The organism is Klebsiella sp. RCJ4 (assembly GCF_009025755.1).
GTDB classification, from domain to species: domain Bacteria; phylum Pseudomonadota; class Gammaproteobacteria; order Enterobacterales; family Enterobacteriaceae; genus Klebsiella; species Klebsiella michiganensis.
Map to the genome: position 1 here is coordinate 100,984 of NZ_WCIN01000047.1, position 6,152 is coordinate 107,135.

At 53.9% G+C, this 6,152-nt stretch carries 6 protein-coding genes; 2 read left to right on the forward strand and 4 right to left on the reverse strand.

From position 1 onward, the window contains the following. Positions 1-29: 29 nt before the first annotated feature. Positions 30-1,265: an MFS transporter gene (locus tag F8562_RS27560; protein ID WP_014228589.1), complete on the reverse strand. Its 1,236-nt coding sequence runs from the start codon at positions 1,263-1,265 to the stop codon at positions 30-32. Between the two features lie 318 nt (positions 1,266-1,583). Here F8562_RS27560 and ybjG point away from each other — a divergent pair, with 318 nt between their 5' ends. Beyond that, positions 1,584-2,177: an undecaprenyl-diphosphate phosphatase gene (ybjG, locus tag F8562_RS27565; protein WP_004849347.1), complete on the forward strand. Its 594-nt coding sequence runs from the start codon at positions 1,584-1,586 to the stop codon at positions 2,175-2,177. A 125-nt stretch (positions 2,178-2,302) separates the two neighbouring features. Then, positions 2,303-3,061: a DNA-binding transcriptional repressor DeoR gene (gene deoR / locus F8562_RS27570; RefSeq protein WP_004849345.1), complete on the forward strand. Its 759-nt coding sequence runs from the start codon at positions 2,303-2,305 to the stop codon at positions 3,059-3,061. 28 nt (positions 3,062-3,089) lie between these two features. Here the strand turns inward: deoR and dacC are convergent, their stop codons facing one another. The 3 genes from dacC to F8562_RS27585 form a co-directional block, all read right to left on the reverse strand. Then, positions 3,090-4,292 (reverse strand): serine-type D-Ala-D-Ala carboxypeptidase, encoded by a 1,203-nt coding sequence (dacC, locus tag F8562_RS27575; RefSeq protein ID WP_038423245.1) that lies wholly within the window; start codon positions 4,290-4,292, stop codon positions 3,090-3,092. Positions 4,293-4,751: 459 nt separating this feature from the next. Next, positions 4,752-5,168, reverse strand: coding sequence for a hypothetical protein (locus tag F8562_RS27580; RefSeq protein ID WP_042934048.1), 417 nt, complete (start codon positions 5,166-5,168; stop codon positions 4,752-4,754). A gap of 369 nt (positions 5,169-5,537) precedes the next feature. Further along, a complete protein-coding gene (locus F8562_RS27585) occupies positions 5,538-6,089 on the reverse strand; it encodes a recombinase family protein (RefSeq protein WP_064342399.1) in 552 nt (183 codons plus the stop codon). Positions 6,090-6,152: the final 63 nt, after the last annotated feature.

The following is a 6,152-nucleotide window of genomic DNA, read 5'->3' on the forward strand; positions in this document are numbered from 1 at the left end:
GCGTAACGTCGCAGCAGGGCATCTGAAGATTACTGCGGTTCGAGGGAGCTGCCTACGCGTTTATCCTTCAGGAAGTAGACCGTCATCGCCAGCCAGAGCACCCCGCTCAGCAGGTTGAGCAAGCTGAAGAGTCCGCTACCGCCAGCCTCATAGGCGTGCTTGCTCACTTCGATACCCACGGTAAAGATCAGCATTTGCAGCATCCCCATCGCCGCCGACACCGTTCCCTTGCTCATCTCGCTGGCAAACAGCGTCAGGCGCACCAGCCCGGCGTTGGCGAGCCCAATGCCGAAGGCGTAAACGCTCAGCCCGGCGGTCATCCACAGATACGCGTGGGTTGACGCCACCGTCGCGATGGCGGAGATCAGCAGGCCGATCATAATTGGCCAGCCGCCGAGAATAATCAGCGAACGCACCGTCTTGCGGGAAGTCTGGCGCGCCAGCACCAGGTTACCGGCAATCAGCGCGCCAAATATCGGCACCTGCAGCAGACCATACTCGTAGCTGGTCGCCTGCTCGCCGCTAATGATGATCACCGGCGATTGGGCAATCCACGCCAGCAGCGGCAGGCTGACAAAACCGGTGGCCAGCGCGCCGGCGACAAAGCGCAGGTTTTTCAGCACTTCACGATAATCACGCCCCAGCTCTTTAACCGATAGCTTCTCGCCAATGCGGGTGGCGGTTTCCGGCATCGCCTTCTGTAGCCCAAAAAAGGCGATAGCGGCCAGCACGGCAAACAGGACAAACATCATCTCCCACGGCAGGAGATGAACCCAGGCCGCGCCCACCAGCGGCCCAAGCAGCGGCGCAATCAGCGCGACGTTGGCCATCAGCGCCGTGATCTTGATGCACACCGCCTCTTCAAAAGACTCCTGTATCGCCGCATAGCCAACCGCACCGATAAAGCACAGGCTGATGCCCTGCAAAAAGCGCAGCAGCGTGAACTGCTCAATCGTCTGCGCCAGCAGCGTCGCCAGGCAGGTCACGATAAACCATACCACCCCGGTCAGCATGACCGGACGGCGGCCGATGCGATCCGAAAGCGGCCCCAACAGCCACTGCAAAAACATACCGCCGGCCAGATAGGCGGTCATTGAGGTCGGAACCCACTCATTGCCCACGCCAAACTCTTCCACCACCGAGAGCATTCCCGGCTGGATCATGTCATTGCCGATATAGGTGGCGAATTCGTATAACACCAGGCACAGCGGAAAGAGCAGCGCCTGACGTCCGAGGCGTTTGCCTGAAAGCGAAGAATTGTGCATGAAATCTCTTATTTAAATAAAACCGCGCAAAGTTTAATGAAAGTCGTGCCGGGGAGATAGTGAATTGTGAGCGATGAAGAGAAATATCGCCACGCAGAGACCGCGTCGCCATCACCGAATGAAAATCCCACTGTATATATTTCGTTTATGTTTCAATTAGATTACAGGCTATATACTCCTTTACTCAGTCTGTTAACGAAGCCACATACGCACTTTCATTCATAACAAACTGATAATTAAGACAATACTGCTTTACCTTATCGCCACCGTTTTTTAAGGTGGGCGGCTTGTTGCTAACGGACCCAAGAGCCTGGATGTATGCTGGAAAATATTAACTACTCGCTGTTTGCATTCCTCAATGCCACCCCCGCGTCGCCGTGGTGGGCAATTGAAATCGCGACGTTTATCGCCAAAGACCTGATTATTATTGTGCCATTATTGGTGTTCGCCTTATGGCTTTGGGGGCCAAACCAGCGTCAGCTAGTATTTAAGGTGATGATGGCGCTCGCGATTAGCCTCACGCTTTCATGGATATTCGGCGTGTTTTTTCCGCATGAACGTCCGTTTGCCGCCGGTGTGGGCTATAACTTCCTGCATCATTCACCCAATAACTCCTTCCCAAGCAATCACGGTACTATTTGCTTTACCTTTGCGCTGGCCTTTATGTTCTGGCACCGCCTGTGGTCGGGCGCGCTGCTTATCGCCGTTGCCTGCGCGATTGCCTGGTCCCGGGTCTATCTCGGCGTTCACTGGCCGATGGACATGCTGGGCGGGCTGCTCACCGCGATGATCGCCTGCCTTAGCGCCCAACTGCTGTGGCAAAGCGGCGGAAAAACCCTCTATCAGCATCTGCAGCGGCTGTACCGCCTGTTCTTTTCGCTGCCGATTCGCAAAGGCTGGGTGCGCGAATAGACGTTCCTGACCAGCCGGTAAAGTTGCGGCAGCGCCCGATTCCTGCGCGTGACTAAGCCTCTTCCGGCAGGTAAAATCGCCGCTGACGCCCTGTCAATGCAGGGCGCTTTCAGCTTAGAGGGAATATGGAAACTCGTCGTGACGAACGCATCAGCCAGCTTATTCAGGCACTCAAGCGCAGTGATAAACTCCATCTAAAAGAAGCGGCCACCCTGCTTGGCGTGTCAGAGATGACCATTCGTCGCGACCTCAACGGCCACAGCGGTCCGGTCGTGTTGCTGGGCGGCTATATCGTTCTGGAGCCGCGCAGCGCAACGCACTATCTGCTGAGCGATCAGAAAACGCGCCTTGTGGATGAAAAACGCCGCGCAGCCCGCCATGCGGCAAAGCTGCTTGAGCCCCACCAGATGGCCTTTTTTGACTGCGGGACCACCACGCCGTGGATCATCGACGCCATCGATAGCGCCCTGCCCTTTACCGGCGTCTGCTATTCGCTCAATACCTTTCTTTCCTTACAGGAAAAGCCCCAGTGCCGCGCAATTTTGTGCGGCGGCGAGTTCCACGCCAGCAACGCCATTTTTAAACCGCTAAGCCTGCAGGATACGCTGAGCCATCTGTGCCCGGACATCGCGTTTTATTCCGCTGCGGGCGTCGATTGCGAGCAGGGCGCGACCTGTTTTAACCTGGAAGAGCTGCCGGTCAAACACTGGGCGATGAAAAGCGCTCGCTACCACGTGCTGGTTGTCGATCACAGTAAATTCGGCAAAGTCCGGCCGGCGCGGATGGGGGATTTATCGCAGTTTGACGTAATAGCCAGCGACGTGTGTCCGGATGACGATCTGCTCGCGCTGGCGAAGGAAAAACAAATTTCACTGCTTTACTAACCGCGCCCCGCAGGGCGCGGCCTGCATTTTAAGAGAACCAACCGCCGAACCAGCCGTGCAGTTTCATCAGCACGAAATCGATCATCCGGCTAAAGAAACCGCCTTCGTTTACCGCTTCCATTACAATCAGCGGCCGCTGCTCAATGGTTTTATCATTCAGTTTAAAGTCGATGGTGCCGACAACCTGCCCTTTGGTCAGCGGCGCGGTCAGCTGTGCATCATTCAGGGTGTAGCTGGCCTTGAGGTTTTTCAGCTGGCCTTTCGGCAGCGTGATGGAACCCGCCTCGCCCGCCCCCAGCTTCGCTTCACTGCTATCGCCAAACCAGACGCGCTGGGTAATGAAGGTGGCATCGGGTTTAATCGGCGTCACGGTTTCATAGAAGCGGAATCCCCAGGTCAGCAGTTTTTCTGATTCGTTAAAACGGATACGGTCAGTTTTGGTGCCGAGCACGACGGCAATCAGGCGCATATCGTTTTGCGTCGCGGAAGAAACCAGATTGTAGCCCGCCCCGGCGGTGGTCCCGGTTTTCACCCCGTCAGCGTTGAGGTTCGTGCTCCACAGCAGGCGGTTGCGGTTCGGCTGGCGGATTTTGTTGAAGGTGAACTCTTTTTCTTTATGGATCGCATACTCTTCCGGCACGTCATGGATCATCGCTTTGGTGAGCAGCGCCATATCGCGGGCGGTACTGAACTGACCCGGCGCGTCCAGACCGTGCACGGTCATAAAGGTGGTATTGGTCAGGCCCATTTTCTGCGCATAGCCGTTCATCAGGCTGACAAACGCGTCCTGGCTGCCCGCCACGTAGTCGGCTATCGCGATGCTGGCGTCGTTGCCGGACTGAATGATGACGCCCTTGTTAAGATCTTCTACCGACACCTGCATCCCCGGCTTGAGGAACATAACCGAAGAGCCGCGCAGCGCCGGGTTACCGGTGGCCCACGCATCGCGTCCGATGGTCACCATATCTGTAGACTTAATCTTACCCGCCTTTAACGCCTGGCCGACAACGTAGCTGGTCATGATTTTGGTCAGGCTCGCCGGGTCGAGTTTTTCGTCGGCATTGCCTTCGCTGAGCACTTTGCCGCTGGCATAGTCCATCAGGATCCAGGCTCGCGCGTCAATGGATGGCGCATCGGGGAGTTGTTCCGCAGCCTGCACCGCAGGCGCAACGAGAAGTAAAAGCGCGCAGCCTGCCGCGAGGCCGCGAAGGGAAAAAGCATCATGCGTCATAAGAGCCACCCAAGTATCCTTTCCAAACAAAAATATGCCGCCACACTCGTTCCGCGCCGCAGCAGCCGGTGAGTAAAGCGTACAAATGACCTTAAAGAAACAGCGAGTTGGTAAAGTTTTTAAAGTTTACGCAATAACCTCGTCCGGTGCTGCAAACAGCGCAATTTTTTTGATCGCGGTTGCCTAAATATTAACTTTATTATGGCATGCAAAAAATTAGTTTAGCAAATTCAATGATCTGCAATATTTTCAACGAGATAGCGCTGTTGACTTTTGGTCAAATACGGACAAATGCGGACATTTGATTGCCCCAAATCGTGCCCCAAACGTTATTCTGCCCCAAAATTTGCCCCAATTTTACCCCCTAAGGGTCTGAGGCAATAACCATTCTCATAGCTTACAAATAACCCACTAAGGGGTTGCAAGTTGACTACTTTGCCAGCAGGTGCTTATGGGCGATTAATGAGATACGTTTCTTGCGCTACCACTGCTCACGGTGACTCCCGATAAGGATTTTGCAGCCCGGTTTAAAGCGGTATTGAAAGCAATGAGTGTTACTGGCCGGCATTCGTTCTTCACACGATTTGAATGGCTCTGGAACACAAAAATATCCTCTGGATGCCTTTCCCGTCGCCGCGCTATCATCGCCATCACCGTAGGTGGAATTTCAACGCGCAGTGCTTTCAGTCTCCCCCTCTCTCGTATCAGTATCGAATTGCCATCTATGTCATCGTAACGAAGAGACAGCAGCCTGCCCGCACCAAGGCTCGTATGGAAAATCAATACCCACAAATCAGCCCAAGTATCTGAGATGCTGGCGAGTTGACTATTTATTATCAAAAATTGCATGAACGTTAACGTTTTCTTACTGCTCATATTTAAACGCGCTTTGCTCTATTATTCGTGAGGTTATTATCTCAGATGTGAATTTCAGGCAACAGTAGTTAACGTGCGGTTAATCACACTCCCCTTCAAACAGGGGTAGTATCCAGCCTCAAGCTGTTGATCGTGTGCATAGCAACTCCGAGCACTTCAACAGCTCCAGGACCCCTTAAGTAAAAACATACCCATGCAACCGGAACTTTAACTTAACTGTTCAGACCAGAATTATCTGGAAACATCAGGAGTTTTCTCAGAAGATATACTCCGCGCGGAGACGCACGCAGCAATAATGTAATGAAGTTTTTTCCCCTGAGTGTGCCTGCTCCGGGGATTTTTTTTATCAAACAGGGCTATCACCCTACCTCACTCGCCTACCGGAAAATATTTGTAAACCGTCTTAACCCCTACGCCGATCACGTCGGCCACCTGCTGGCGTGTAGCTCCGTTTTCCAGCATGCGCCGGCAGCGTTCCACAACTTCGGTGGTCATTATCCGGCGGCGGCCACCGATGCGCCCATGTTCCCTTGCAGCGGCTAAACCGGCGCGGGTGCGCTCCACTATCAATTCCCTCTCCATTTCCGCCAGGGCACTCATGACATGGAAGAAGAAGCGGCCAGCAGGTGTCGAAGTGTCGATCGAATCGGTCAAACTGCGAAAATGAATTCCCCGCTCCTGCAGTTCAGATACCAGAGTGATGAGGTCACGAACACTGCGACCGAGGCGATCGAGCTTCCAGACCACCAGCGAATCACCAGGTCGAAGACGGCGAATAGCTTTCCTTAATCCGGGCCGCTTCGCATTTTTCCCGCTGGCGGTATCTTCGAAAATTAGTTCACATTCTGCACGAACCAGTGCGTTTTTCTGTAAATCGAGGTTTTGATCGCCGGTAGATACCCGCGCGTAGCCAATCAGCATTATGCAACCCTTTGAAATAGCTGATTGTAAATTGCCGGGATTGTTCGCGTAAACCTGGGTTCA